The organism is Aeromicrobium sp. REDSEA-S38_B2, from assembly GCF_001628525.1.
Taxonomy (GTDB): Bacteria; Actinomycetota; Actinomycetes; order Propionibacteriales; family Nocardioidaceae; genus Aeromicrobium; species Aeromicrobium erythreum.
In genome coordinates, this window is the sequence record NZ_LUNH01000040.1 from 1 (window position 1) to 25,960 (window position 25,960).

27 protein-coding genes, 1 tRNA gene and 1 pseudogene are annotated in these 25,960 nt (G+C 72.2%); 23 read left to right on the forward strand and 6 right to left on the reverse strand.

The genetic code is table 11. From position 1 onward, the window contains the following. Positions 1-457: 457 nt before the first annotated feature. Positions 458-1,474, reverse strand: a complete 1,017-nt coding sequence (locus A6Q81_RS09640; RefSeq protein ID WP_067856219.1) for an LLM class flavin-dependent oxidoreductase — start codon at positions 1,472-1,474, stop codon at positions 458-460. A gap of 67 nt (positions 1,475-1,541) precedes the next feature. Here A6Q81_RS09640 and A6Q81_RS09645 point away from each other — a divergent pair, with 67 nt between their 5' ends. Continuing rightward, positions 1,542-1,994, forward strand: a complete 453-nt coding sequence (locus A6Q81_RS09645) for a DUF952 domain-containing protein (RefSeq protein WP_286690319.1) — start codon at positions 1,542-1,544, stop codon at positions 1,992-1,994. Beyond that, entirely contained in the window at positions 1,991-3,127 is a 1,137-nt protein-coding gene (locus tag A6Q81_RS09650) for an EAL domain-containing protein (RefSeq protein WP_144433702.1), read from the forward strand. The genes A6Q81_RS09645 and A6Q81_RS09650 overlap by 4 nt, the downstream gene beginning before the upstream one ends. Before the next feature lie 322 nt (positions 3,128-3,449). Here A6Q81_RS09650 and A6Q81_RS09655 read toward each other — a convergent pair. Continuing rightward, positions 3,450-3,521 (reverse strand) — tRNA-Arg (locus A6Q81_RS09655). Positions 3,522-3,602: 81 nt separating this feature from the next. On the opposite strand from A6Q81_RS09655, the gene A6Q81_RS09660 reads away from it, so the two are divergent. The 3 genes from A6Q81_RS09660 to lysA all read left to right on the forward strand — a co-directional run bounded on the left by A6Q81_RS09660 (position 3,603) and on the right by lysA (position 7,133). Next, the gene (locus A6Q81_RS09660; protein ID WP_286690320.1) at positions 3,603-3,995 is read left to right on the forward strand and encodes a response regulator; all 393 of its coding nucleotides are present in this window, start codon (positions 3,603-3,605) and stop codon (positions 3,993-3,995) included. Between the two features lie 64 nt (positions 3,996-4,059). Then, positions 4,060-5,724 carry an arginine--tRNA ligase gene (gene argS, locus A6Q81_RS09665; RefSeq protein WP_286690321.1) on the forward strand — a complete coding sequence of 555 codons (1,665 nt, stop codon included), beginning with the start codon at positions 4,060-4,062 and terminating at the stop codon, positions 5,722-5,724. Continuing rightward, entirely contained in the window at positions 5,721-7,133 is a 1,413-nt protein-coding gene (gene lysA / locus A6Q81_RS09670; RefSeq protein ID WP_502692812.1) for a diaminopimelate decarboxylase, read from the forward strand. The genes argS and lysA overlap by 4 nt, the downstream gene beginning before the upstream one ends. Positions 7,134-7,148: 15 nt before the next feature. On the opposite strand, the gene A6Q81_RS09675 is transcribed toward lysA, so the two are convergent. Genes A6Q81_RS09675 through soxR form a run of 4 tightly spaced genes read right to left on the reverse strand, consistent with a single transcriptional unit; the run spans position 7,149 to position 9,093 of the window. Further along, positions 7,149-7,463, reverse strand: coding sequence for an AzlD domain-containing protein (locus A6Q81_RS09675; protein WP_286690323.1), 315 nt, complete (start codon positions 7,461-7,463; stop codon positions 7,149-7,151). Next, positions 7,460-8,134, reverse strand: a complete 675-nt coding sequence (locus tag A6Q81_RS09680; protein ID WP_286690324.1) for an AzlC family ABC transporter permease — start codon at positions 8,132-8,134, stop codon at positions 7,460-7,462. The genes A6Q81_RS09675 and A6Q81_RS09680 overlap by 4 nt, the downstream gene beginning before the upstream one ends. A gap of 1 nt (position 8,135) precedes the next feature. Then, positions 8,136-8,606: a hypothetical protein gene (locus tag A6Q81_RS09685; RefSeq protein ID WP_067856237.1), complete on the reverse strand. Its 471-nt coding sequence runs from the start codon at positions 8,604-8,606 to the stop codon at positions 8,136-8,138. 46 nt (positions 8,607-8,652) lie between these two features. Next, entirely contained in the window at positions 8,653-9,093 is a 441-nt protein-coding gene (soxR, locus tag A6Q81_RS09690; protein ID WP_286690325.1) for a redox-sensitive transcriptional activator SoxR, read from the reverse strand. A gap of 60 nt (positions 9,094-9,153) precedes the next feature. Here soxR and A6Q81_RS09695 point away from each other — a divergent pair, with 60 nt between their 5' ends. The 18 genes and pseudogenes from A6Q81_RS09695 (at position 9,154) to atpA (ending at position 25,957) form a co-directional block, all read left to right on the forward strand. Continuing rightward, the gene (locus tag A6Q81_RS09695; protein WP_286690326.1) at positions 9,154-10,566 is read left to right on the forward strand and encodes an MFS transporter; all 1,413 of its coding nucleotides are present in this window, start codon (positions 9,154-9,156) and stop codon (positions 10,564-10,566) included. A 67-nt stretch (positions 10,567-10,633) separates the two neighbouring features. Continuing rightward, positions 10,634-11,808 (forward strand): annotated as a pseudogene (locus tag A6Q81_RS09700) (homoserine dehydrogenase). A gap of 16 nt (positions 11,809-11,824) precedes the next feature. Then, entirely contained in the window at positions 11,825-12,889 is a 1,065-nt protein-coding gene (thrC, locus tag A6Q81_RS09705; protein WP_067856247.1) for a threonine synthase, read from the forward strand. A gap of 11 nt (positions 12,890-12,900) precedes the next feature. Further along, complete coding sequence (gene thrB / locus A6Q81_RS09710; RefSeq protein ID WP_067856250.1) at positions 12,901-13,794, forward strand: homoserine kinase; 894 nt, start codon at positions 12,901-12,903, stop codon at positions 13,792-13,794. 187 nt (positions 13,795-13,981) lie between these two features. Then, a complete protein-coding gene (gene rho, locus A6Q81_RS09715) occupies positions 13,982-15,895 on the forward strand; it encodes a transcription termination factor Rho (RefSeq protein ID WP_286690327.1) in 1,914 nt (637 codons plus the stop codon). 117 nt (positions 15,896-16,012) lie between these two features. Beyond that, positions 16,013-16,495, forward strand: a complete 483-nt coding sequence (locus tag A6Q81_RS09720; RefSeq protein WP_067856256.1) for a glutathione peroxidase — start codon at positions 16,013-16,015, stop codon at positions 16,493-16,495. Positions 16,496-16,631: 136 nt separating this feature from the next. Continuing rightward, the gene (gene rpmE, locus A6Q81_RS09725; RefSeq protein WP_067856259.1) at positions 16,632-16,838 is read left to right on the forward strand and encodes a 50S ribosomal protein L31; all 207 of its coding nucleotides are present in this window, start codon (positions 16,632-16,634) and stop codon (positions 16,836-16,838) included. A 108-nt stretch (positions 16,839-16,946) separates the two neighbouring features. Further along, the gene (prfA, locus tag A6Q81_RS09730; protein ID WP_286690328.1) at positions 16,947-18,014 is read left to right on the forward strand and encodes a peptide chain release factor 1; all 1,068 of its coding nucleotides are present in this window, start codon (positions 16,947-16,949) and stop codon (positions 18,012-18,014) included. Next, positions 18,011-18,871 (forward strand): peptide chain release factor N(5)-glutamine methyltransferase, encoded by an 861-nt coding sequence (gene prmC / locus A6Q81_RS09735; RefSeq protein ID WP_286690329.1) that lies wholly within the window; start codon positions 18,011-18,013, stop codon positions 18,869-18,871. Before prfA ends, prmC begins: the two co-directional genes overlap by 4 nt. 65 nt (positions 18,872-18,936) lie before the next feature. Continuing rightward, entirely contained in the window at positions 18,937-19,449 is a 513-nt protein-coding gene (locus A6Q81_RS09740; protein WP_067856268.1) for a VTT domain-containing protein, read from the forward strand. 35 nt (positions 19,450-19,484) lie between these two features. Further along, complete coding sequence (locus A6Q81_RS09745; protein WP_236749839.1) at positions 19,485-20,129, forward strand: L-threonylcarbamoyladenylate synthase; 645 nt, start codon at positions 19,485-19,487, stop codon at positions 20,127-20,129. Then, a complete protein-coding gene (locus A6Q81_RS09750) occupies positions 20,122-21,249 on the forward strand; it encodes a glycosyltransferase family 4 protein (protein ID WP_067856274.1) in 1,128 nt (375 codons plus the stop codon). The genes A6Q81_RS09745 and A6Q81_RS09750 overlap by 8 nt, the downstream gene beginning before the upstream one ends. Continuing rightward, a complete protein-coding gene (locus A6Q81_RS09755; RefSeq protein ID WP_286690330.1) occupies positions 21,246-21,665 on the forward strand; it encodes a Cg1360 family ATP-synthase-associated protein in 420 nt (139 codons plus the stop codon). The genes A6Q81_RS09750 and A6Q81_RS09755 overlap by 4 nt, the downstream gene beginning before the upstream one ends. 136 nt (positions 21,666-21,801) lie before the next feature. Next, positions 21,802-22,608 (forward strand): F0F1 ATP synthase subunit A, encoded by an 807-nt coding sequence (gene atpB / locus A6Q81_RS09760; protein WP_083516314.1) that lies wholly within the window; start codon positions 21,802-21,804, stop codon positions 22,606-22,608. Positions 22,609-22,684: 76 nt separating this feature from the next. Next, entirely contained in the window at positions 22,685-22,897 is a 213-nt protein-coding gene (locus A6Q81_RS09765; RefSeq protein WP_067856280.1) for an ATP synthase F0 subunit C, read from the forward strand. Between the two features lie 23 nt (positions 22,898-22,920). Next, a complete protein-coding gene (locus tag A6Q81_RS09770) occupies positions 22,921-23,460 on the forward strand; it encodes a F0F1 ATP synthase subunit B (RefSeq protein WP_286690331.1) in 540 nt (179 codons plus the stop codon). Further along, a complete protein-coding gene (locus tag A6Q81_RS09775) occupies positions 23,460-24,257 on the forward strand; it encodes a F0F1 ATP synthase subunit delta (protein WP_286690332.1) in 798 nt (265 codons plus the stop codon). The genes A6Q81_RS09770 and A6Q81_RS09775 overlap by 1 nt, the downstream gene beginning before the upstream one ends. Before the next feature lie 59 nt (positions 24,258-24,316). After that, on the forward strand, positions 24,317-25,957 hold the full coding sequence (gene atpA / locus A6Q81_RS09780) for a F0F1 ATP synthase subunit alpha (RefSeq protein ID WP_067856287.1): 1,641 nt from the start codon (positions 24,317-24,319) through the stop codon (positions 25,955-25,957). Positions 25,958-25,960 lie beyond the last annotated feature (3 nt).

The following is a 25,960-nucleotide window of genomic DNA, read 5'->3' on the forward strand; positions in this document are numbered from 1 at the left end:
CTTCGTTTCTGCGTTCTTGACCCACCGTTCTGCGTTCGCGCGTCCTATCGGTGGATCTGCAACCGCAGGAGCCGTTCTGCGGTTGAAGATCCACCGATACCGGGCTGCCGGCGCAGACGTCTCTGCGTTCGCGACGGGATCCCGTGACGAACGCAGAATCCTTGGGCCCCGACGCGCGAACGCAGAATCTTGGGTCAACCCCGTGCCCAACCCACAGCCCGAGACTCCAGACCAGCGCGGATGCCAGCCGCCCGGTCGAGGCCCTTTCGGAGAACACCCCCAGCGAGGGCCGAGGCAGCGCACCAGCAAGCCCAGACCCCCTGCGGGAGCGCTTCAGCAGGTCGAGACCCCTGCCGCAGCGCACGGCCAAGGTCACGACCACCGCAGGCAGCGCCCCAGCAACCACACCCCGACCCAGCCCACGCACGAAGAGGCGCGACCGCCAGGACGATCCCACTCAGCGCCAGCCCAGCTCCGGCGCGACGTGCTTCAGGATGCTCTCGACGACGTGGGCGTTGTACTCGACACCGAGCTGGTTGGGGACGGTGAGGAGGAGGGTGTCGGCGGCGGCGACGGCGGTGTCCTCGCGCAGCTGCTCGACGAGCTGGTCGGGCTCGGCGGCGTAGGTGCGGCCGAAGCGGGCGCGGCCGCCCTCGAGGAAGCCGACCTGGTCGTCGCCGCCCGAGCCGCCGAAGTACGCGCGGTCGCGGTCGTCGACGAGGGCGAAGATGCTGCGGCTCACCGACACGCGCGGCTCGCGCTCGTGGCCGGCGGCCTTCCACGCGTCGCGGAAGCGCTGGATCTGCTCGGCCTGGAGCTCGTGGAACGGGACGCCCGTGTCCTCGGTGAGCAGGGTGGAGCTCATGAGGTTCATGCCCTGCTCCGCGGTCCACTCGGCGGTCGCGCGGGTGCCGGCGCCCCACCAGATGCGGTCACGCAGGCCGGGGGAGTGCGGCTCGAGGCGCAGCCTGCCCGGCGGGTTCGGGAACATCGGTCGCGGGTTCGGCTCGGCGAACCCCTGACCCTTCAGCACCTCGAGCAGGACCTGGGTGTGCTGGCGGGCGAGGTCGGCGTCGCTCTGGCCCTCGCTCGGGGCGTACCCGAAGTAGCGGTAGCCGTCGATCACCTGCTCCGGTGATCCACGGCTGATGCCGAGCTGGAGGCGTCCGTCGCTGATGAGGTCGGCGGCCCCGGCGTCCTCGGCCATGTACAGGGGGTTCTCGTACCTCATGTCGATGACGCCCGTGCCGATCTCGATGCGGCTGGTCCGGGCGCCGACCGCGGCCAGGAGCGGGAACGGCGACGCGAGCTGCTGCGCGAAGTGGTGCACGCGGTAGTACGCGCCGTCGCCGCCGAGGTCCTCCACCGCCTCGGCGAGCTCGATCGACTGGTGCAGCACGTCGGAGGCGCTGCGGGTCGCCGAGTGCGGCGAGTCCGACCAGTGCCCGAACGACAGGAACCCGATGTTCTTCATGCCTGCGTCAAGGCGACGCGAGGGTGGCGCATTCCCGTCCTCAGGGTGTTCGTGGTCCCATGACCCCGTGACCCCCGACGGCGACGTTCCTCGACCGCCCAGCCCGACCACGATCCTGCACCTCGTCCCGGCGCCCGACTGGACCGCCGACCCCGACCGTCCGTACGCGCCCGCGTCGCTCGCGACGGAGGGTTTCGTGCACTGCTCGCCCGACGAGGCGACGACGCTCGCGGTGGCCACGGCGTTCTACGCCGACGCACCGCGACCGCTGCTGGTCCTGCGCCTCGACGTCACGCGGCTGCAGGCGGAGGTGGTGCACGAGGCGGCGTCGCCGGTCCCGCCGCCCGGGGTCAGCGACGACGTCCTCTTCCCGCACGTCTTCGGTCCGCTCGACCGTGACGCCGTCACGTCGGTCGGCGAGGTGGGGTGGGAGGGTCGCGTCGCGGTGCGGATCTGGGAGGAAGACCCTAGGATCACCTCCGAGACGACGGTTCGGGGTTCCGAGAGGCAAGGCGCGTGAGCAGGCTCAGGACGGACGCACGCACGGCAGCGACGGCCATGGTCGACCTGGTGCGTCGCGAGCTCGGTCTCAACGTCGCCTTCATCAGCGAGATCGAGGGCGACCGTCGCTCGTTCCGTGCGCTCGTCTCCGACGTCGACCTGCCGATCCAGGTGGGCTTCAGCGAGCCGTACGAGGGCACCTACTGCCAGATGATCACGAGCGGCCAGCTGGGCGAGGTCGTCCCCGACACGGCCAGCGAGCCGCTCACGGTCGACGCGTTCCACACGTCCTACCTCGGCATCGGTGCCTACGTCGGCGTCCCGATGACGCGCAGCAGCGGAGAGCTCTTCGGCACGCTGTGCGCCTTCTCGCGCGATCCGCACCCGGACCTGTCGCCGGCCGAGGCGGAGGTGCTGCGGGCGACGGCGGTGCTCATCATGCGTCTCATCGAGATGGAGGAGCAGGTCGATGGTCGGCTCACCGACCTGGCCGACCTCGCGGAGACCATCGACGGCGCCCTGGAGGACGCGACGATCGAGCTCCTGCCCGTCTCGGAGGTCGGGACCGGTGCGGTCGTCGGCCACGAGGCGGTGGCCCGCTTCGCGGACGGCCGCCCGTTCCGTCGGCGGCTGGGCGAGGCGCGTGAGGTGGGCCGTGGTGTCGAGCTCGAGCTGTCGGTGCTGTCACGCACGCTGAAGGCCGTCGAGGAGACGTCGGTGCCCGTCGTGAGCGTCAGTCTGTCGGCGGAGGCGCTGCGCGACCCTGCCTTCCAGGCGCTGATCGCCTCGATGCCGCCGTCGCGCCTGATGCTGCGCTTCGACGTCGACGAGACGATCGAGGACTACGAGGAGCTCACGGCGCTGCTGCAGCCGCTGCGGCGGCTGGGCGCGCGCGTCGCGGTCGACCGCGTGGGCGACGGTGCGGCCGAGCTGCGCCACATCCTGCTGCTCTCGCCCGACGTGCTGCGCATCGACCCCGAGCTGGTGCAGGGCCTGGCCGACGACGTCCGACGGCGGGTGCTCGTGGAGTCGATCGCGACGCTGGCCGCGCAGATCGACGCCGACTGCGTCGCCCTGGGCGTCTCGGACGCCGAGCTGCCGTGGATGGACGAGCTCGGCGTGACGCACGTCGTGCGCGGCACCTGCGACTGACCAGCCGCCCGAGCCGCCGCTCGGCCCGTGGGGTCGGGATCCGGACGAGCGTATCGTTCCTCGTGCTCCCGCACGCGGGAGCAAGGCGCCCCTGCTCTCCTTGTCCGAGAGCAGGGGCGCTGCTGCGCCGTCCGCATCCAGGGGTGGGCGGTCCGGCGCAGGCCTGAGCCTACGACGTCCGGCACCTCCGCGCTGCCTGGACGAGAAGAAATGTGACAGGCGTTTACACGGCCAAGGCCGGTGCGCTGAACGGGCGACACGACCGGGAGAGCAACCAGTGACCCGCCGCCAGGTGGCGACGGGTCCGATGCGCTGCGATGGGTACCCCCGGCAGGATTCGAACCTGCGCTCCCGCCTCCGGAGGGCGGTGCTCTATCCCCTGAGCTACGGGGGCCGGTGCACGGTTCCGCGGGTGCGGTGACCGGTCTGGCCGAGTGCGGTACGACCCTACCTCACGCCCGCTACGGTGGTGCGCGTGCCCACGGTCCTGATCGCTGACGACACCGCGTCGATCCGGTTCCTCATCCGCACGAACCTCGAGCTGGCGGGGTTCGACGTGCGGGAGGCCGTCGACGGGCTCGACTGCGTGGAGCGGCTGCGGGCCGCGGCCGACGCGGGCGACCTGCCCGACGTCGTCACCGTCGACGTCATGATGCCGCGGCAGGACGGCGTGAGCACCGTGCACACGATCCGGGCCGACGAGCGACTGCGGCACCTCGGCATCGTCATGGTGAGCACCCAGAACCTGCCCGCCGACATCCAGCGAGGCCTCGACGCGGGAGTCGACGCCTACGTGACGAAGCCGTTCGACCCCGACCACCTGGTGTCGACGGTCAACGACGTCATCCAGCGCCGCTCGCAGGCCTGAGGCGACGGTCGCGTCAGGGCTTCCCGCGGGCGGGGAGCGGCGCGCCGCTCGATAGGCTGGTGCGGTGACTCCCGAGCAGCTCAGCGACGTGATCGTGTCCGCCCTCCAGCGGCTCGTCGACGAGGGACGGCTCAGCCTCCCCGACGGCGTGCCCGCCCAGGTGCGCGTGGAGCGACCCAAGGTCAAGGAGCACGGCGACTACGCCACGAACATCGCGCTGCAGCTGGCCAAGAAGGCGGGCCTGAACCCGCGCGACCTCGCCACCGACCTCGCGGCGGTGCTTGCCGACCACGACGGCGTGAGCGCGGCCGAGGTCGCCGGCCCGGGCTTCCTCAACCTGCGGGTGGCCGCCGACGCGCAGGGCCAGGTGGCCGCGCACGTGCTCGAGGCCGGAGCCGACTACGGCCGCAGCGGGCTCTACGCGGGTCAGAAGGTCAACCTCGAGTTCGTCAGCGCGAACCCGACGGGTCCGATCCACATCGGCGGCGTGCGCTGGGCCGCCGTCGGCGACTCGCTCGGCCGGCTCCTGACGTTCGCCGGCGCCGACGTCACCCGCGAGTACTACTTCAACGACCACGGCGCCCAGATCGACCGCTTCGCCCGGTCGCTGCTCGCGTCCGCGCGCGGCGAGGACGCGCCCGAGGACGGGTACGGCGGCCAGTACATCCACGAGATCGCCGCCGACGTGGTGGCGAAGCACCCCGACGTCGCGTCGCTGCCCGACGCCGAGGCGACCGAGCTGCTGCGCGCCGAGGGCGTGGAGCTGATGTTCGCGGAGATCAAGGCGTCGCTGCACGACTTCGGCGTCGACTTCGACGTGTACTTCCACGAGAACGACCTGCACGCGTCCGGTGCCGTCGACCGGGCGATCGCGCGGCTCGACGAGCTCGGCAAGATGTACGAGAAGGACGGTGCCCGGTGGCTGCGCACCTCCGACTACGGCGACGACAAGGACCGGGTCGTCGTGAAGTCCGACGGCCAGCCCGCGTACATCTCCGGCGACCTCGCCTACTACCTCGACAAGCGCGAGCGAGGCTTCGACCGCTGCCTCATCATGCTCGGCGCAGACCACCACGGGTACGTCTCGCGGATGATGGCGATGTGCGCCGCGTTCGGCGACGAGCCGGGCGTCAACCTCGAGCTGCTGATCGGGCAGCTGGTCAACCTCCTGCGCGACGGCCAGCCGCTGCGGATGAGCAAGCGCAACGGCACCGTCATCTCCCTCGAGGACCTCGTGGGTGCCATCGGCGTCGACGCGGCCCGGTACGCCCTGGCGCGCTACTCGACGGACTCGCCGATCGACCTCGACCTCGACCTCTGGGCGAGCACGACGAACGACAACCCCGTCTACTACGTCCAGTACGCGCACGCGCGGCTGTCGAGCATCCTGCGGAACGCGGCCGACCTCGGCGTCGACCACGGCCTCGACCGCTTCGACCCGGGCCTGCTCGAGCACGAGAAGGAGGGTGAGCTGCTGCGCGCCCTCGCGAGCTTCCCCGAGGTGGCGTCACGCGCGGCGGAGCTGCGCGAGCCGCACCGGGTGGCCCGCTACCTCGAGCGCACCGCCGCCGCCTTCCACGCCTTCTACGCCGTCTGCCGGGTGCTCCCGCAGGGCGACGAGGAGGCCACCGACGTCCACCGCGCGCGTCTGGTGCTGGTCGACGCGACCCGTCAGGTCGTCGCCAACGGTCTCGGCCTGCTCGGCGTCTCGGCCCCGGAGCGCATGTGATGAGGGCCCACGAGGCGGGCGCGCTGCACGGGCAGGCGGGCGACCGCGGACCCGCGTGGCTGCGGCGCCCCGACGACGTCGACGCGCTCGTGCCGCAGCTGTGGGCCCGCAACGTCTCCAAGGTCGACGGCGTCGTGACCGTCGCCGGTGAGTCGGTCACCGACCTGGCCGAGGAGTTCGGCACGCCGTTGTACGTCCTCGACGAGGACGACTTCCGCACCCGCGCGCGGGCCTTCCGCGACGCCTTCGAGGGGTGCGAGGTGTACTACGCCGGCAAGTCCTTCCTCTGCGTCGCCACGGCCCGCTGGGTCGAGGAGGAGGGGCTCAGCCTCGACGTGTGCACGGGCGGCGAGCTCGCCGTCGCGCTGCGCGCCGGGTTCCCGCCCGAGCGGCTCGCGCTGCACGGCAACAACAAGTCGGTGGCCGAGCTGCGTCGCGCGCTCGAGGCGGGTGTCGGACGCATCATCGTCGACTCGCTCGAGGAGATCGACCGGCTCGTCGCCCTCACGGCCGAGACCGGTCGTGAGGCGGCCGTCATGGTCCGCGTGACGGCCGGCGTCGAGGCGCACACCCACGAGTACATCTCCACGTCGCACGAGGACCAGAAGTTCGGCTTCTCGATCGCCGACGGTGCCGCGTTCGAGGCCGTGAGCCGCATCGTCGCCGCCCAGCGGCCCGGCGAAGGCGGCCTGCGGTTCCTCGGCCTGCACTCGCACATCGGCTCGCAGATCTTCGTGGCCGACGGCTTCGAGGTGGCCGCGCGACGCGTGCTGCGCCTGCACGCGCGGATCATCGAGGAGCTCGGCGTCGTCCCGCCCGAGATGGACCTCGGCGGCGGCTTCGGCATCGCGTACACGACGCAGGACGACCCCCGCTCGCCGGCCGAGCTGGCCGACAGCCTGCTCGGCATCGTGCACGCGGAGTGCCGGGCGCTCGACGTCGCCGTGCCGCACCTGTCGATCGAGCCCGGGCGCGCGATCGTCGGCCCGACGACCTTCACGCTCTACGAAGTCGGCACGGTCAAGTCCGTCGGTCTCGACGGGGGAGCGTCGCGTCGCTACGTCGCGGTCGACGGCGGCATGAGCGACAACGTGCGGCCCGCGCTCTACAGCGCCGACTACTCCTGCACCCTCGCCTCGCGCCGCTCCGAGGCGCCGGCGGTGCTGAGCCGGGTGGTCGGCAAGCACTGCGAGAGCGGCGACATCGTCGTGAAGGACGAGTACCTCCCGGGTGACGTCGCCGCGGGCGACCTGCTGGCCGTCCCCGGCACCGGCGCGTACTGCCGCTCGCTCGCGAGCACCTACAACCACGTGCCGCGTGCGGCGGTGGTCGCGGTGCGCGACGGCGAGGCACGGCTGATCCTGCGCCGCGAGACGGAGGACGACCTCTTCGCGCTCGACGTCGGCTGACGACGCGGCCTGCCGCTACGGCAGGCCCGCGAGGCGCAGCAGGGCCGTCACGACCACCGCGACGGCCAACGTCGTCACCACGGAGGCGCCGCGCCAGGCGACCACGCCGGCTGCGGCGACGCCGACCGTGTCGGCACCGGCGTGCCACCGGTCACCGACCGCGAGCACGCTGGTCACCACGAGCGCGGTCAGCAGCGCCGGGGCCATGAGGGCGATCACGCCGGTGAACCGTTCCGGCAGGTCGCGACCACCGAGCAGCACCGGTCCGAGGGCCTTCACAGCGGCCGTCGCGACGGTGAGGCCGAGGATGGTGACCCAGATGGTGCTCACGAGGCCTCCCGCCAACGCAGTCCCCACAGGGCGGCGAGCCCCGCCGCCAGCACGGGCACGCCCGGGGGAGCGACGGGCACGAGTGCGAGCGCCAGCAGCCCGCCGACGACGGCCACGCCCCGCCGGTCGCGGTCGCGCAGCTCGGGCAGCAGGACCGCGAGGAAGAACGCCGGGTAGACGGCGTCGAGGCCGAAGCGGTCGAGGTCACCGATCAGCTCACCGCCGAACGCGCCGACGACGGTGCCGAGGTACCAGGCGACGAGCTGGGGTGCGGTGGTGCCGAAGAGGCGCCAGCGGTCGAACGTGCCGTCGCCACGCGCCGCGAGCGCCCAGGAGGAGTCGACGACGGCGAGCCCCTGCATCCCTCGCCACCAGGCGCGCCCCGGCAGCGACGACGCGAGCGCGATGCCCATCGGGAGGAAGCGCGAGTTCATCAGCGTCCCGGCGGCGACGGCCGCGCCCGCGCCTCCACCGGCGGCGAGGACCGCCACGGCCGCGAACTGCGCCGACCCGGCGAACACGAGCACCGACATCGCGACGGCGGCGAGCACGCTGAAGCCCGTCTCGCGGGCGACGACGCCGAACGACATCGACAGCAGGAAGGAGGCCACCGCGAACGGCAGCCCGAGCCTCAGCCCCTCCCGGAAGGAGGCGCGGTCGTCGGCGCCCACCTCAGCCGGCGCAGACGGTCTGGGCGTAGAGGCCCGACTGCTCGGTCGACGACGTCTGCCTCCCGTCGACGGCGACGCGGCAGCGGACCGTGGCGTTGCCGGTGGTCTGGACGCTCGCCAGCACGTACGGCCCGGCACCCTCGTAGACGCGTGTCACCTTCACGTCCTCGCCGCCCGAGCGGAACGTGCGCTCGCGCTTGGAGGCGTCGACGACGGTGGCGTTGAACGGGCCGGTGCCGGAGAACGTGACGGTGACCGCGACCTGTCGCTCGGTCGTGCTGCCACGGGCCCCGGCCGACGCGTCCGGTCCGGCTGCGACCTGCGCGGCCGGTGCCTGCGCGAGGAGGGAGCGCACGTCGAGGACGGCCCACACGAGCACGACCGTGACCACGACGATGGTGACCAGTCCGACCACCTTGACGGGCCCCAGCTGCCGCAGGCTCGACGACAGGCTGCTCGGGCGCGTGCTCACCGGACCAGGGTAGGCGACGCGGAACCGGCCCCGTGACCGATCCGCCTCACGTCAGGCCTCGGTGCGGCCCGGGACCGCGGCGGCCCAGCTCGTCGTCGTGGTTGTAGACCGAGCAGCTGCGCAGCGACAGGCAGCCGCAGCCGATGCAGCCGTCGAGGTCGTCGCGCAGCGCCTGCAGGCGGGCGATGCGGGCGTCGAGGTCGGCGCGCCAGCGGGAGGTGAGCCGTGACCAGTCCCGCTTGGTCGGCACGCGGTCGTCGGGGAGCGACGCGAGCGCCTCGCCGATCTCGGCCAGCGGGATGCCGAGGCGCTGCGAGAACTGGATGAAGGCGAGGCGTCGCAGCACGTCGCGTCGGTATCGACGCTGGTTGCCCGCCGTCCGTGTGGCGGTGATGAGGCCACGCGACTCGTAGAAGTGCAGGGCGGAGACCGCGACGCCCGAGCGCTCGGCGACCTGCTGCGGGGTGAGTCGGTCCGTCGTGTCCATCGTGCACGCCTCCTGTCACGCCGTTGACCTCAACCTTGGTCGAGGTTGTCTGATCATCCCATGACGACGCCGGACGCCCTCGACGCCCAGACGGCCAGCCCCGGGGACGGCGACGCCCACTCGATCTGGCGCGGTCGGCTGGGGCGCACGTCGCTCGGTCTGTTCTCGCTGGCCTTCCTCGTCGCGTTCGAGTCGCTCGCGGTGGTGAGCGTCATGCCGGAGGTGGCGCGAGCGCTCGACGGGCTCGCGCTCTACGCCGTCGCGTTCGCCGCTCCGGTGGCGGTCAGCATCTTCTCGCGCACCGCCAGCGCCTCCTGGATCGAGCGGGCGGGTCCCGCACCCGCGCTGGGCTGCGGAGTGGCCGTCTTCGCCGCCGGGCTGGTGGTGTGCGGCACCGCCACGTCGATGCCCGGCTTCCTCCTCGGGCGTGCGGTGCAGGGTCTTGGCGCGGGTCCGATCGGGGTCGCCCTGTGGGTCGTGGTCGCGCAGGCCTACCCCGACCGGCTGCGACCTCGCGCGCTCGCCGTCATGACGAGTGCCTGGACGGTGCCGGCGATCGTCGGCCCGGTCGTGGCCGGCGGCCTCACGCACGCCTTCGGCTGGCGTGCCGTGTTCCTGCTGGGGCCCGCGCTGGCGGCGGCGAGCCTCACGGTCGCGTGGCCGGCGATCCGGTCCCTCACCGGCTCCCCGTCGGCCGCGGCAGGACCCTCGGGTGGTCAGACCCTGGGTGGTCTGGCTGCCGCCGCCCTCGCGGCGGTGGCGGTGCTCCTGGTGTCCGTCGCCGGCCAGCGGACGCTGCCGGCGTGGCCGGCCTGGCTCGTCCTGGGTTTGGTGGGGCTCGCGCTCTCCGTCCGTCGGCTGGTGCCTCCGCGCACCTGGAGCGGCGGACGGGGCCTCCCGTCGCTGATCGGATCACGGGCCCTCCTCATGGCGTCCTTCTTCGCGGCGGAGGTGTACGTGCCGCTGGTGCTGGTCGACCAGCGCGGACTCTCGGTCGGCCTGGCGGGCGCGGCGATCTCGGGCACGGCGTTCACCTGGTTCGCCGGCGCAACCCTCGTGTCGCGGCCGGAACGGCTGCCGGCGCCGGTCGGCACGCCCCGACCTCGGGCGCTGCTGGGCGCCGGCGCGATCCTCGTGGGCCTCCTCGCCGTGCCGCTCTCGCTGGTCGCCGAGGTGCCGGTGGTCGCCGTCGCGACGGTCTGGGTCGTGGGCGGCTTCGGCATGGGCGTGCTCTCGTCGACCTCGGTGACGGAGGTGCTGCGCCGGTCCGGTCCGGGGGAGGAGGCGGGTCACAGCGCGGCCCTGCAGACCAGCGACTCGGTCGCGGAGTCCGTCGCGCTCGCCCTGGGCGGCACCGTGTTCGCCGCCGCGGTCGTGCACGGCCTGGACGTCGGCGTGCTCGCGGCGTCCGCGGTGCCCGCCGCGTGCGTGGTCGCCGGGCTGCTCGTGCTCGGGCGCGGTTACGAGCGGTGAGCCCCACGCGGCGGTCTCGGTCTCGCCGCGAGGACTGGGGGCCGGACCGAGGAGGGACGCCGATAGGCTGTCGCGCGTGAACACCGCTCCCTCGACCGCCCGACCCCTTAAGGTCGCCCTGCTGGGCTGCGGCGTCGTGGGGTCGGAGGTGGCCCGCCTGCTGACCCGCGACGGCGACGAGCTGGCGCGTCGGATCGGCGCCCCCGCGAGCTGATCCTCGCCGCCCTGGAGCACGGTGCCTCCGTCGTCACGGCCAACAAGGCGCTCCTCGCCGAGGACGGCGCCCGCCTGTTCGAGGCCGCCGAGAAGGCCGAGCGCGACATCGCGTTCGAGGCGGCGGTGGCCGGCGCCATCCCGATCATCCGCCCGCTCCAGGAGTCGCTGGCGGGTGACGCCGTGCAGCGGGTGCTCGGCATCGTCAACGGGACCACCAACTTCATCCTCGACGCCATGACCACGACGGGCGCCGGCTTCTCCGACGCGCTCGACGAGGCCCAGCGCCTCGGGTACGCGGAGGCCGACCCCACGGCCGACGTCGAGGGCTTCGACGCCGCCGCCAAGGCCGCGATCATCGCGTCGCTCGCGTTCCACACCCGCGTGACCATCGGCGACGTGCACCGCGAGGGCATCACCGACGTCACCGCCGCCGACGTCCGCTCGGCCGACGAGATGGGCTGCGTCGTCAAGCTGCTCGCGATCTGCGAGAAGATCAGCACGCCCGACGGCGATGCCGTGTCGGCTCGCGTCCACCCCGCCATGATCGCGAAGAGCCACCCGCTCGCCAGCGTCCGCGGCGCGTTCAACGCCGTGTTCGTCGAGAGCGAGTCGGCCGGTCAGCTCATGTTCTACGGTCCGGGCGCCGGGGGCGCGCCCACGGCGAGCGCCGTGCTCGGCGACCTCGTCTCGGTCGCCCGTAACCGCCGCCAGGACGTGCACGGACCCGGTGACACCGCGCACGCGGACCTCGACGTGCTCGACGTCGGCCGCGCCCGTACCCGCTACCACGTGTCGATCGACGTCGACGACCGCGCCGGCGTGCTCGCATCGGTCGCCGACGCCTTCGCGCAGTACGACGTGTCGATCAAGACGGTCCGCCAGGAGGGCCACGGCTCCGACGCCCAGCTCGTCATCGTGACGCACGAGGCCGACGACGCCGCGCTCGCCGCGACCGTCGAGGTGGTGCGCGCGCTCGACATGGTGCGCGACGTGTCGTCGGTCATGCGGGTCGAAGGCCTCAACTGATGAAGGAGTTCCGCTGATGGCGCAGCCGTGGCGTGGTGTGCTCGAGGAGTACCGCGAGTGGCTCCCGGTCGACGAGGACACCCCGGTGATCTCGCTGGGCGAGGGCGGCACGCCGCTCGTCCACTCGGCCTGGCTGTCCTCGGTCGTCCAGGGCGACGTCTGGCTCAAGGTCGAGGGTGACAACCCGACGGGCTCCTTCAAGGACCGCGGCATGACGGCGGCCATCTCCGTGGCCGTCGGCGAAGGCGCGAAGGCCGTGGTGTGCGCGTCGACAGGCAACACGTCGGCGTCGATGACCGCCTACGCCGCTCGTGCCGGGCTCACCCCGATCGTGCTCGTCCCGCACGGCAAGATCGCGACCGGCAAGATGGCCCAGGCCGTCATGCACGGCGCGGAGGTCATCCAGGTGCGGGGCGGCTTCGACGAGTGCCTCCAGCTGTCGCGGGCCCTGGCCGACGAGTACCCGGTCGCGCTCGTGAACTCGGTCAACCCGGTGCGGCTCCAGGGCCAGAAGACCGCGGCGTTCGAGATCGTTGACGTCCTCGGCGACGCCCCCGACGTGCACGTGCTCCCGGTCGGCAACGCCGGCAACATCTCCGCCTACTGGATGGGCTACCGCGAGTACGCCGACGCCGGTCTCGCCACGCACCGTCCGCGGATGTGGGGCTTCCAGGCCGCCGGCGCCGCGCCGCTCGTCCGTGGCGAGGCCGTGGCCCGTCCCGAGACGGTCGCCACGGCGATCCGGATCGGCAACCCGGCGTCGTGGCAGCTGGCCATCGAGGCGCGCGACACGTCCGGCGGCCGCATCGACGCCGTCACCGACGAGCAGATCCTCGACGCGCAGCGTCGCCTGGGTGCCCACGACGGCGTGTTCGTCGAGCCCGGGTCCGCGGCGGGTGTCGCGGGTCTCCTGGCCGCCGCCGAGGCGGGCGAGGTCGACCCGGGTCTGCGCATCGCCGTGACCGTGACGGGCCACGGCCTGAAGGACGTCGAGACGGCGCTGTCGGGCGTGGAGTCCGTGGTCGACTCCGTCATCGACGCCGACGTGCACGACGCCGCGGCCGCCGCCGGCCTGGCCTGAGCGGCGCCGTCGTGGTCGACCAGCCGTTCCGCCGCGGGCCCGTGACGGTCCGCACGCCCGCCAGCAGCGCCAACCTCGGTCCGGGGTTCGACGCCCTCGGGCTCGCGCTCGACGTGCACGACGAGCTGACCGCCGAGGTCGTCCCCGGCGACGGTCTCGAGGTCGTCGTGGAGGGCGAGGCCGCCGACGAGGTGCCGCGCGACGAGCGCCACCTCGTGGTCCGTTCGCTCGACGCCGCCCTCGACCTCATGGGCGTGCGACGTCCGGGGTTGCGGCTCACGTGCCGCAACGTGGTGCCGCACGGGCGGGGGATGGGCTCGTCGTCGGCCGCGATCGTCGGCGGCATCGTGCTCGCGAAGGCACTCGTCGACGGTGTGGAGCCGCTCGACGACCGGGCGACGCTGCAGCTCGCCCAGGACATCGAGGGTCACCCCGACAACGTCGCCGCAGCCCTCCTCGGCGGCCTGACGATCGCGTGGATCGACGGCTTCGCCGCCGAGGCGGTCCGCCTCGACGTCACCGTCCCGCTGACCCTCTTCGTGCCGCCGGAGCCGGTCTCGACCGAGGCCGCGCGCGGCCTGCTCCCCGACGTGGTCAGCCACGCCGACGCCGCGACGAACGCCGGCCGTGCCGCGCTGCTCGTGGCGGCGCTGACGCAGGCGCCCGAGCGGCTCGCGTCGGCCACGGAGGACCTCCTGCACCAGCAGTACCGCGCCGGCGCGATGCCGGACTCCTACCGCCTGGTCCGCAGCCTGCGCGTCGACGGCGTGCCGGCGGTCATCTCCGGTGCCGGGCCCACGGTGCTCGCCTTCGCCCGGGGTGTCACGGACGCCGTCCCCGACGGCTGGAGGGTGCTCGAGGTCGACGTCGCCGACCGCGGTGCCCACGTCGTCCCGACGTCCTGAACGACGGCCCCTGACCGCGCTCGTCGGGGGCGGATCGAGCGCTCGAGCGCACTGCTAGAGTGACGGACGTCGGTGTGGATCCCGTTCCCCGACACGTGTACGTCCGCCCGCCGTCGGCGGGTGGCCACGGTGCCCCGGTCTTCGCCGGAGGGCCTGTGGCGCCCCCTCCCACCCAGGAAGCATCCTCGTGACCGACACCCCCACTGACCAGTCTGCGTCCCCGTCGGCGGAGCCGGCCTCCGCCGCCCCCGCCAAGCCCGCCCGTCGCTCGGGCGGCGCGCTCGGGGGCAAGGTCCTCGCCGAGCTGCGCGAGATCGCGTCCGGCCTCGGCATCAGCGACGCCGGCAAGCTGCGCAAGGGCGAGCTGATCGACGCCATCAAGGCCGCCCGTGGCGAGAGCGCCCCGAGCGCCGTCCAGGCCGCCCCCGCCGAGCAGGCACCCCAGCAGGTCGAGCCGACCGCGCCGGAGAAGGCCCCGGGCGCGAAGCCCCAGGTCGAGAAGGACGAGAAGCCCCAGGGCGCACCTGCTGCCGAGGAGCAGGCGCGCGAGACCCCGCGCGGCCGCGGACGTCGCGCCCAGGGCGCCCCGTCGCAGGACGGCCAGCCCCAGGACGCCCAGGGCAAGGACGCCCAGGGCAAGGACGAGCAGAACCGCGGCCAGGGCAAGGGCCAGGGCCCGAAGAACGGCAACCAGCGCACCAAGAACGACGGGCAGCGCGACGGCCAGAAGAACGCTGAGCAGCAGAAGAACACCGAGAACCAGAAGAACGGCGACGGTCAGAAGAACGACGACCAGCGCCGCGGCGACCAGCAGCGCAAGGGCGACCAGCAGGGCGGCCAGGACGCCCCGCAGAAGAACGGCCAGCGCGGCGTCGACCCGCAGGCGGCCGACGACGACGAGGCCGGCGGACGTCGTCGCAACCGTCGTGGTCGCAACCGCGGCGGCCGCGGTGCCGACGGCGAGCCCACCTACACCGAGGACGACGTGCTGGTCCCCGCGGCGGGCATCCTCGACATCCTCGACAACTACGCCTTCGTGCGCACCACCGGCTACCTGCCGAGCGAGAACGACGTGTACGTCTCGCTGTCCATGGTCCGCAAGTGGGGTCTGCGCAAGGGCGACGCGGTCACCGGCCAGGTGCGCCAGCCGCGCGAAGGCGAGCGCAAGGAGAAGTTCAACCCGATGGTGCGGGTCGACACCGTCAACGGGACGCCGCTGGAGGAGGCGCGCGGCCGCATCGAGTTCTCCTCCATGACGCCCGTGCACCCCGAGGAGCGTCTGGTCCTCGAGACCGACCCGACGGTCGTGACCACCCGCCTCATCGACCTGTTCGCGCCCGTGGGCAAGGGACAGCGTCAGCTGGTCGTCTCGGAGCAGCGTGGTGGACGCTCGGCCCTCGTGCGCACCGTCGCCGACGCGCTGACGGCCAACAACCCCGAGTGCCACCTCATGGTCGTCCTGATCGACGAGCGCCCCGAGGAGGTCACGGAGCTGCAGCGCTCGGTCAAGGGCGAGGTCATCGCCTCGACCTTCGACCGTCCGGCCGCCGACCACACGACGGTGGCCGAGCTCGCCATCGAGCGTGCGAAGCGTCTGGTCGAGCTGGGTCACGACGTCGTCGTCCTGCTCGACTCCCTCACGCGGCTCGGCCGGGCCTACCACCAGGCGTCCACGGCCTCGAGCCGGATGGCCGGCGCGGTCGACGCGGCCGCCCTGCACCCGGTCAAGACGTTCTTCGGCGCGGCGCGCAACGCCGAGGACGGCGGCTCGCTGACGATCCTCGCGACGGCGCTGGCGGGCACGTCGTCCGTGGTCGACGAGGCCGTGCTGGAGGAGATCGACGGCGCCGCCAACAGCGTGCTGCGCCTGCAGGTCGACGAGAACCAGCAGGTCTTCCCGGCCGTCGACATCGCCGGCTCGCGCACCAACCACGAGGAGCTGCTGCTCGACGAGCAGGAGCTCGACATCCTCGTCGCCACGCGCCGGGCCCTGGTCGGGCGCAGCCCGCAGCAGGTCCTCGACACGGTCGTCGGGCGGTTGGAGAAGACCGGCAGCAACGCCGAGCTGCTCCTCGCGCTCCAGCGCAGCCCCCTGGCCTGAGCACGCCCCGACGGGCCCGCCGACCACGGTCGGCGGGCCCGTCGTGCGTGCCACGGACGGCCGGCGCGGCCCGCGCGCTGGTCTGCGACGGGTGGACCGCGTCCCTAGGATGGCGACGTGACCACTGCCTACGACTTCACCGCCACGACCATCGACGGCGCTCCGCGGGACCTCTCCGACTACCGGGGGAAGGTCCTGCTCGTCGTGAACACCGCCACGCAGTGCGGCTTCACCCCGCAGCTGACGGGCCTGGAGGAGCTGTACAGCCGGTACGCCGACCGCGGCCTCGTGGTCCTCGGCTTCCCGTGCGACCAGTTCGGCCACCAGAACCCCGACTCCGACGAGGACACGGCCGCCTTCTGCCAGAAGAACTACGGCGTGAGCTTCCCGATGTTCTCCCAGGTCGACGTCAACGGCGACGACGCGCACCCGCTGTACCGTTGGCTCCGCTCGGAGAAGGGCGGGGTGCTCGGCAGCAAGATCAAGTGGAACTTCACCAAGTTCCTGGTCGACTCCGAGGGCAACGTCGTGAAGCGCTACGGCTCGACGACGAAGCCCGAGAAGATCGCCGACGACGTCGAGGCGCTGCTGCCGGCCTGACCTCGTAGCGCGGCTGCTGCCTGGGGAACAACCGAGGGGCGGTGGCGGTTGTACGAGGTGCCCCTGGCACAATCGATCCCCGGTCCTGGTTCACGGTCCGCACCCGCGGCCCGACCCAGCACCACGAGAGGACACCATGAAGCGCGACATCCACCCCGAGTACGTCGAGACCCAGGTCACCTGCACCTGTGGCAACTCGTTCACCACCCGCAGCACCGCCACGGAGGGCACCCTCCGCGCCGACGTGTGCTCGGCCTGCCACCCGTTCTACACGGGCAAGCAGAAGATCCTCGACACCGGCGGCCGCGTGGCCCGGTTCGAGAAGCGCTACGGCAAGAAGTAGCTCCTCTCCGACGCCGACCCGATCCCTCGCGGACGGGTCGGCGTCGTCGTACGTCCGGGCGCGGTGCGCCGGCGAGACCGTGGGCGCGAGGTAGCAGAGAGGACCAGCATGTTCGAGGCCGTCGAGGCGCTGCTGTCCGAGCACGCCGAGCTCGAGCGACAGATGTCGGACCCTGCGACGCACGCCGACCCGGCGCGGGCCAAGAAGGTCGGGCGCCGCTACGCCGAGCTCGGTGCGGTCGTGCGTACCTACCGCGCCTGGCAGCAGTCCGGTGACGACCTCGAGGCCGCCCGTGAGCTCGAGCTGGTCGAGGACGCGGCCGAGCTGGCCGCCCAGCGCGCGGAGCTGGAGGAGCGGCTGCAGCGGCTGCTCGTGCCGCGCGACCCCGCCGACGACAAGGACGTCATCCTCGAGGTGAAGGGCGGCGAGGGCGGCGAGGAGTCGGCGCTGTTCGCCGGCGACCTGCTGCGCATGTACACGCGCTTCGCCGAGACGAAGGGCTGGCGGGTCGAGATCATCGACGCCACCGAGTCGGCGCTCGGGGGCTTCAAGTCGGTCACGGCCTCGGTGGCGGCGAAGGGCACCCCCGAGCCCGGGCAGGCGCCCTACGCGCTGCTGAAGTTCGAGGGCGGCGTCCACCGCGTGCAGCGTGTCCCCGTCACCGAGTCCCAGGGCCGCATCCACACGTCGGCCGCCGGGGTCCTCGTGCTGCCCGAGGCCGAGGACGTCGACGTCCAGGTCAACGACGCCGACCTGCGCATCGACGTGTTCCGCTCGTCCGGGCCCGGAGGCCAGAGCGTCAACACCACCGACTCGGCCGTGCGCATCACCCATCTCCCGACCGGTCTCGTGGTGAGCTGCCAGAACGAGAAGAGCCAGCTCCAGAACAAGGAGCAGGCGCTGCGCATCCTGCGCTCGCGCCTGCTCGAGGCGGCACAGGCCGCGGCCGACGCCGAGGCGTCCGACGCGCGACGCTCGCAGATCCGCACGGTCGACCGCTCCGAGCGGGTGCGCACCTACAACTTCCCCGAGAACCGCGTCTCCGACCACCGCACCGGGTTCAAGGCCTACAACCTCGACGCCGTCATGGACGGCGCGCTCGACGACGTCATCGGCTCGCTCGTCGACGCCGACCTCGCCGAGCGGCTCGAGACCGCCGACGGGTCCCGCGCATGAGCCGCGTCCGCAGCCAGGCCGAGCGTCTGCTCGAGGAGGCCACGACCACGCTGACGGAGGCCGGCGTCGCCTCGCCGCGGGTCGACGCGGAGCTGCTCCTCGCCCACGTCACCGGGACCCCGCGCGGCATGCTGCTCGGCGCACGCCTCCAGGGTCCGCAGCTGCAGGTCTACCGCGACATGGTCGCGGCGCGCGCCCGGCGCGTTCCGCTGCAGCACCTCACCGGCTCTGCCGGCTTCCGCTACGTCGACCTCGAGGTCGGTCCCGGCGTGTTCGTCCCGCGTCCGGAGACCGAGCTGCTGGCGGGCTGGGCGGTCGAGCAGGCGTCGGCCGTGCTGTCCTCGAGTCGCTCGGCACCGCCCGTGGTCGTCGACCTCTGCACCGGGTCCGGCGCAATAGCGCTGTCCGTCGTGCACGAGGTGCCGCGGGCCCAGGTGCACGCCGTCGAGCTCGACGAGCAGGCGTTCGCGTGGGCGGAGCGCAACCTCGGCGACACGGGCGCCGACCTGCGGCTCGGCGACGCGTTCGAGGCCTTCGCCGACCTCGACGGCACCGTCGACGTCGTGGTGTGCAACCCGCCGTACATCCCGCTCGACGCGTGGGAGAGCGTGGCGCCCGAGGCCCGCGACCACGACCCGTCCCTGGCGCTCTGGTCGGGCGACGACGGGCTCGACGCCATGCGCCGCCTGGAGCGCACGGCGTGGCGCCTGCTGCGACCGGGCGGTGTCGTCGGGGCCGAGCACGCCGATGCGCAGGGGGAGTCGGCCCCCGCCGTGTTCGCCGGCCGGTGGGCCGACGTGCGCGACCACGCGGACCTCGCGGACCGGCCGCGGTACGTCACCGCGCGCCGTCCGTGAGCGGCTCGCCGCGCACGAGTCGGGACCTCCGGCGCGGCGCGGAGCGGGATCGATAGGGTCGCGACATGGTCGCCGAGCTCCTGATCCACGGGGCCGCCTTCGCCTTCGGGGTGGGATCGGCGATCCTCCCGGTGTTCCTCAACGCCGAGGTCTACGTCGTCGCCATGGGCGCGACGATGCAGGACTGGATGCTGTTCTGGGGCGTCATGGCGCTGAGCGTCGGCACGGTCGCGGGCAAGGCGCTCGTGTTCGTGCTGATCCGCGGCGGGTCGCAGCGCTTCCGTCGCGAGGCGCGCCGCTCCGAGCCCCGCTACCGGTTCACGGCCTGGCTGCGGCGGGTCGGCGACCTGCTCCTGACCTGGCTCGACCGCCCGGTGCTCGGCGCGGCCACCGTGCTCCTCTCGTCCCTCCTGGCGGTGCCACCGCTCGCGGTGGTGACGATCCTGGCGCCGCTGTCGCGGCAGCGTCTCTGGGTGTTCCTCACGATGGTCTTCCTCGGTCGGACGGCGCAGTTCCTGGCGCTCGCGTTCCTCGTGCACGGGCTCGACCTGCTGGACGCCGTGCACGACCTGTGGTGACCGCTGGGCCCACCCGCGCCCGCTAGGGTGGCCCGGTGAGGTACGACTGCGCCGACGAGGAGATGCGCCGCACCGGCGTCGACGCCGCCCAGGCGGCACTGGAGGCCGGCGAGCTCGCCGTGCTGCCCACCGACACCGTCTACGGCCTGGCCGCCGACGCGTTCTCGCCCGAGGCCGTCCAGCGCCTGCTGGACGCCAAGGGGCGCACGCGCCAGAAGCCGCCACCGGTCCTGGTCGGGGCGCCGACGACGCTCGAGGCCCTGGTCACCGAGGTGCCGGGATGGCTGCGCTCGATGACCACCGAGCTGTGGCCCGGACCCCTCACGGTGGTGTGCCGGCAGCAGCCGTCGCTCACGTGGGACCTGGGGGAGACCCACCACACCGTCGCGGTGCGCATGCCCGACCACCCCGTCGCGCTCGGTCTGCTCAAGCAGACCGGGCCGCTCGCCGTGAGCAGCGCGAACCTGACCGGTGAGCCGGCCGCCACCACGATCGAGGACGCCGAGCGGATGCTGGGCACGTCCGTCAGCGTCTACCTCGACGCCGGTCAGAGCCCCGGGGGCACCGCGTCCACCATCCTCGACGTCACGGGCGCGACGCCCCGCATCCTGCGCGAGGGTCCGATCGGGCTCGACGTGCTCCACCGGTTCAACAACACGGTGGAGCCGCTCGGTGCGTGAGTACCTCGTCGTCTTCGGCGTCGCCCTGGGGGTGACCTACCTCCTCGCCTCGATCGCCAGGACGCTCGCGATGCGCTTCGGAGCCGTCGCCAAGGTGCGTGACCGCGACGTGCACGCGATCCCCACCCCGTACTTCGGGGGCCCCGCCATGCTCGGCGGGCTCGTCTCGGCCTACCTGGTGGCGACCCACCTGCCGTTCCTGTCCCGCAACGAGGACGCCGTCTTCGGCGACGCCCGCGCCGTCATCGTGGGCGGTGCCGTCATCTGCCTCGTCGGCGTGATCGACGACCTCTTCGAGCTCGACGCGCTCAGCAAGTTCGCCGGCCAGGTCATGGCCGGCGTCGTCGTCGTCGCGATGGGCCTGCAGTTCCTCTACCTGCCGCTGTACAACAACTACCTCGGACTCGACAACGCGCAGTCGATCATCTTCACGGTGCTGCTGATCGTCACCACCGCGAACGCCGTCAACTTCGTCGACGGCCTCGACGGGCTGGCCGCCGGCATGGTCGCGATCGGCGCGGTGGCCTTCTTCTCCTACGCCTTCTCCCTCGCGGTCGTGAACGGCGAGGCACGCGCCATCGGCGCCGCGCTGCTCACGGCCGCCCTGGCGGGCGCCTGCCTCGGCATCCTGCCGCACAACTTCTTCCCGGCCCGCATGTTCATCGGCGACTCCGGGTCGATGCTGATCGGCTTCGTGCTCGCGTGCTCCTCGATCAGCCTCACGGGACAGTTCCCGGCCACCAGCCTGTCCGAGGGCGTCGGTGGCGGGGCGGCGAGCTTCCTGCCCGCCCTGCTGCCGCTCTTCCTGCCGTTCGCGATCCTCATCGTGCCGTTCGTCGACCTGGGTCTCGCGGTCGTGCGCCGCACCCGGGCGGGACGGTCGCCGTTCAGCCCCGACAAGATGCACATCCACCACCGGCTGCTCGAGATCGGGCACTCGCACCGTCGTGCCGTGCTGCTCATGTACGCCGCCGCCGGCCTGGTGGCCTTCGGCAGCGTCGTGGTGAGCCTGTTCAGCGGCTGGCAGTCGATCGTCGGGTTCGGCGTGCTGAGCGTGCTCACGGCCGCGGCCGTCTTCGTGCTCCCACGGCTCGAGCAGCGCGTCTGGGACGGCTCGTGAGGTCCGCAGACCGGTCGGCCCTCGGCTCGCAGGCCCTGGCGTACGGGACCGTCGTGGCTCTTGCCGCCGTCGCGGGTCTCGCCGTGCGGGGGACCGCCGGGCTGCTGGGCGCCCTGCTCGCGGGTGTCGTCGTCGCGGTGTTCCTCGGCTCGACGCCCGTCGTCCTGAACCCGGTGGCGCGCTCGAGCCCGGTGCTCTCGCTCCCTGCGGCCGTGCTCTTCTTCCTCGTCAAGGCGTTCGCCGCCATGGCCGTGCTGTTCCTGCTCTTCGACGTCGGGGGAGTGGCCGAGCACGTCGACCGGCGCACCTTCGGGCTCGCCGCAGTGGTGTGCAGCCTGGTCTGGACCGCCTTGGCGCTGTGGTCGTTCCGGCGCCGCCGGGTCCTCACCTATGACCTGGGCGACACCCCGTCGTGACCCCCTGGTAGCCTCACTCATGCGCCGGACCGGATCCGCCCAGCGACCGGGCCCGACGTGAACGATGACGCTGGCCGTACTGCCGGATCGCCGACCTTCGTCGGAATCGACCGCGCCATGAGACAAAGGTGACCGAGTGACCCTCGCCTCGACCGCCCTGGTGGCTGCCGCTGACGGCCCGCCGCAGCCCGGCCCCGGGAGCTTCCTGCTCCCGCCGACGTTCACGATCGGCGGGTGGGAGGTCAACAAGCCCGAGCTGTTCCTCGTGCTGTCGCTGGTGATCGTCTTCGCCTTCGCCTACGCCACGAGCCGCAAGGCCCAGGTCGTGCCCGGGCGCCTGCAGTTCGCCGGAGAGCTCGTGTACGGGTTCATCCGCAACTCCATCGCGCGCGACAACATCGGCAGCGCCGACTACATGAAGTACGTGCCGTACCTCTTCACGGTCTTCCTCTTCGTGCTGGTCAACAACTTCTACGGCGTCATCCCGGTGATCCAGTTCCCGTCGATGTCGAAGTTCGGCTTCCCCGTCGCGCTGGCCCTGGTCACGTGGCTGATCTACAACGTCGCCGGCATCGGTCGCCACGGCTTCTTCGGCTACCTCAAGCACCAGACGGTCCCGGCCGGCGCCAAGGGCCCGATCCTGATCGCCCTGGTGCCGCTGGAGTTCCTCTCCAACATCATCGTGCGCCCCTTCACGCTGGCGCTGCGTCTCTTCGCGACCATGTTCGCCGGTCACCTGCTGATCCTGCTGTTCTCCCTGGGCGCCGCGTACCTGGTCACGGGCTACGCCAACGCCGCCATCGGCATCCCGGCCGGCGTGCTCTCCTTCGTGCTCGGCATCGGGGTCAGCTTCCTCGACATGCTGATCATGTTCCTGCAGGCCTACGTCTTCACGCTGCTGACCGCGATGTACATCGGCAGCGCGATCGCCGACGAGCACTGAGCTCGGCCGGCTCCATCCGACCACTTCTCGACCCGCACCAGACGCGTCCGCGTCGTCACGAAAGGAAAGAACCGTCATGAATGGTTCCATCGCCACCGTCGGCCTCGGCCTCGCTGCCATCGGCCCGGCCATCGCCGTCGGTCTGATCTTCGCCGCCTACGTCACGGGCGTCGCCCGTCAGCCCGAGGCGCAGGGCCGTCTCCAGGGCATCGCGATCTTCGGCTTCGTCCTCGCGGAGCAGTTCTTCATCATCGCGCTGGCCCTCGCCTTCGTCTTCGGCTACAACTGATCCTCTGCTAAGGGAGATTCACCATGAGCGCGATCCTGGTCGCAGCAGCTGAGGGGGAGGAGCACAACCCCCTGATCCCGGAGCTGCCGGAGATCGTCCTGGGCCTGGTGGTCCTGGGGATCCTCTTCCTCCTGATCCGCAAGTTCGTCGTGCCCAACTTCGAGAAGGCCTTCGCCGAGCGCACGGCCGCGATCGAGGGCGGGATCGAGGAGGCCAAGTCGGCGCAGCAGGAGGCCCAGGCCGCGCTCGAGCAGTACACGGCGCAGCTCGCCGACGCCCGTCACGAGGCCGCTCGCATCCGCGAGGAGGCCAAGGAGCAGGGCGCGCAGATCATTGCCGAGCTCCGGGCCCAGGCCCAGGAGGAGGCTGCCCGCATCACCGCGACCGCGCACGCGCAGGTCGAGGCGGAGCGCTCGCAGGCCCTCGCCCAGCTCAAGTCCGAGGTGGGCTCGCTCGCCACGGACCTCGCCGGGCGCATCGTCGGTGAGTCGCTCGAGGACGAGTCGCGTCAGCGTCGCACCGTCGAGCGCTTCATCACGGAGCTGGAGGGGTCGGCCAACTGATGCGAGGCATCTCCGCGCGGTCCCTCGAGGGGGTCCTGTCCGCCGTCGAGTCGGCCCAGGACTCGGCGGACCTCGGCACGCAGCTGTTCGGCGTCGTGTCCCTGCTGGACGCCAACCCGGCGCTGCGCCGGGTGCTCACCGACCCGTCGACCGAGTCCGACGCCAAGGCGGGTCTCGCGTCCCGTGTGCTCGGCTCGCAGGTCGGTCCGGGCACGGTCGACGTCGTCCGCGCCGCCGCCGCCGCGCGGTGGAACGCCGGTCGTGACCTCGCCGACGCCCTCGAGACCGCCGGCGCCAGCGCCGTGGTCGCGCGGGCCGACGCCGCCGGGTCGCTGGAGCAGCTCGAGACCGAGCTGTTCGAGATCGGACGCGCCGTCGCGGCCGACGTCGAGCTCCGTGGTGTCGTGGCCGACCGGTCCTACCCGGCCCAGGCGAAGGCGACGCTGCTCGCGACGCTGTTCGGCTCCAAGGTCTCCACCGAGGCCCTCGAGCTGGCGCAGCAGGCCGTCGTGGCACGCACCGGCTCGTTCGAGAAGGTGCTCACCGCCTTCGGCGACGTGGCCGCGCAGCGTCGTGACCGCGCCGTCGCCGTCGTGCGGGTCGCCTACGACCTCTCCGACGACGAGCGCACCCGGCTCGCCTCGGCCCTGGCCGCCAAGTACGGCCGCGACGTGCACCTCAACGTCGTCGTCGACCCGAGCGTCGTCGGAGGCATCGCCGTCTCCCTCGGCGGCGAGGTCGTCGACGGCACCATGTCCAGCCGGCTCGAGGCCGCCCGTCGGCGGCTCGCGGGCTGACCCACCCCATTTCTTCCGGCTCCACCCAGCCACCAGACCCACAGAAGGCAGGCAGAAACATGACGGAACTCTCCATCCGTCCCGAGGAGATCCGCGACGCGCTGCAGCAGTTCGTCTCCGAGTACTCCCCGAGCGCCAGCAAGACCGAAGAGGTCGGCATCGTCGCCGAGGCGGCGGACGGCATCGCGCGCGTCGAGGGTCTGCCCTCGGCCATGGCCAACGAGCTGCTCGAGTTCGAGGACGGCACGCTCGGCCTCGCGCTGAACCTCGACGTCCGCGAGATCGGTGTCGTCATCCTGGGTGACTTCGCCGGCATCGAGGAGGGCCAGAAGGTCAAGCGCACCGGCGAGGTGCTGTCCGTGCCCGTGGGCGACGGCTACCTCGGCCGCGTCGTGGACCCGCTGGGCGAGCCCATCGACGGTCTCGGCGAGATCGCCACCGACGGTCGTCGCGCCCTGGAGCTCCAGGCGCCCACCGTCGTGCAGCGCAAGTCGGTGCACGAGCCGCTCATGACCGGCATCAAGGCGATCGACTCGCTGACGCCGATCGGCCGTGGCCAGCGCCAGCTGATCATCGGCGACCGCCAGACCGGCAAGACCGCCATCGCGATCGACACGATCATCAACCAGAAGGAGTTCTGGGAGAGCGGCGACCCGACCAAGCAGGTCCGCTGCATCTACGTCGGCATCGGCCAGAAGGGCTCGACGATCGCCAGCGTGCGTGGCGCCCTCGAGGACGCCGGCGCGCTGGAGTACACGACCATCGTGGCCGCTCCGGCCTCCGACTCCGCAGGCTTCAAGTACCTCGCCCCGTACACCGGCTCGGCCATCGGCCAGCACTGGATGTACCAGGGCAAGCACGTCCTGATCATCTTCGACGACCTGTCGAAGCAGGCCGAGGCCTACCGCGCCGTCTCGCTGCTGCTGCGTCGTCCGCCGGGCCGCGAGGCCTACCCCGGCGACGTCTTCTACCTCCACAGCCGGCTGCTCGAGCGTTGCGCCAAGCTCAACGACGAGCTCGGCGCGGGCTCGATGACGGGTCTGCCCGTCATCGAGACGAAGGCCAACGACGTGTCGGCCTACATCCCGACGAACGTCATCTCGATCACCGACGGCCAGATCTTCCTGCAGTCCGACCTCTTCAACGCCAACCAGCGTCCCGCGGTCGACGTCGGCATCTCGGTGTCGCGCGTCGGTGGTGCGGCGATGACGAAGGCCATGAAGGCGGTCACCGGCTCGCTCAAGGTCGACCTCGCGCAGTTCCGCGCCATGGAGGCCTTCGCCATGTTCGCCTCCGACCTCGACGCCGCGTCGAAGGCGCAGCTCGCCCGTGGTCAGCGCCTGATGGAGCTGTTCAAGCAGGGCCAGTACGCGCCGTTCCCGATGGAGCAGCAGGTCGTCTCGCTGTGGGCCGGTACCCAGGGCAAGCTCGACCCGGTGCCCGTGGAGGACATCAGCCGCTTCGAGGAGGAGTTCCTCGACTACGTCAAGCGCTCCCACGAGGGCATCTTCTCGGCGATCCGCGAGACCGGGAAGTTCGACGACGACACCGCGTCGTCGCTCGAGTCGGCCTACGAGGCGTTCGTCGAGCAGTTCGAGACCAGCGAGGGCGAGCGCATCTCGGTCGGTCGCGAGGAGTTCGAGGCTCTTGACGACGAGGACGTCGAGCAGGAGCAGATCGTCAAGCAGAAGCGGAGCTGACCC